1 protein-coding gene is annotated in these 931 nt (G+C 65.3%); it reads left to right on the top strand.

Features of this window, described 5'->3' with window-relative positions; translation table 11 throughout:
* Window positions 1-931 (top strand): serine hydroxymethyltransferase (gene glyA, locus HWX25_RS32635; RefSeq protein WP_175912712.1); only part of this gene is annotated, 931 nt, incomplete at both ends.

Here is a 931-nt window from a genome sequence, read left to right as displayed (position 1 = left end):
TGGCGATCGACCGCGTGAAGCAGCTGTTCGGCGCGGAAGCCGCGAACGTGCAGCCGAACTCGGGTTCGCAGGCGAACCAGGGCGTGTTCTTCGCGATGCTCAAGCCGGGCGACACGATCATGGGCATGAGCCTCGCGCACGGCGGTCACCTGACGCACGGCTCGCCGGTGAACATGTCGGGCAAGTGGTTCAACGTCGTGAGCTACGGCCTGAACGAAAACGAAGACATCGACTACGACGCCGCCGAGAAACTGGCGAACGAACACAAGCCGAAGCTGATCGTCGCGGGCGCGTCGGCATTCGCGCTGAAGATCGACTTCGAGCGTCTGGCGAAGATCGCGAAGTCGGTCGGCGCGTACCTGATGGTCGACATGGCGCACTACGCCGGCCTGATCGCGGCGGGCGTGTATCCGAACCCGGTGCCGCACGCGGACTTCGTGACGACGACGACGCACAAGAGCCTGCGCGGCCCGCGCGGCGGCGTGATCCTGATGAAGTCGGAATACGAGAAGCAAATCAACTCGGCGATCTTCCCTGGCATCCAGGGCGGCCCGCTGATGCACGTGATCGCGGCGAAGGCGGTGGCGTTCAAGGAAGCGCTGTCGCCGGAGTTCAAGGCTTACCAGGAGAAGGTGGTCGAGAACGCGCGCGTGCTGGCTGAAACGCTGGTCAAGCGCGGGCTGCGGATCGTGTCGGGCCGTACGGAAAGCCACGTGATGCTGGTGGACCTGCGCGCGAAGAACATCACGGGCAAGGCGGCGGAAGCGGCGCTGGGCGCGGCACACATCACGGTGAACAAGAACGCGATCCCGAACGATCCGGAAAAGCCGTTCGTGACGAGCGGGATCCGTCTGGGTTCGCCGGCGATGACGACGCGCGGCTTCGGCGCGGCGGAAGCGGAGACGGTCGGCAACCTGATCGCCGATGTGCT

Source organism: Burkholderia sp. BCC1640 (assembly GCF_902833125.1).
GTDB lineage: Bacteria > Pseudomonadota > Gammaproteobacteria > Burkholderiales > Burkholderiaceae > Burkholderia > Burkholderia diffusa.
This window is presented reverse-complemented; position numbering and strand designations above follow the sequence as displayed.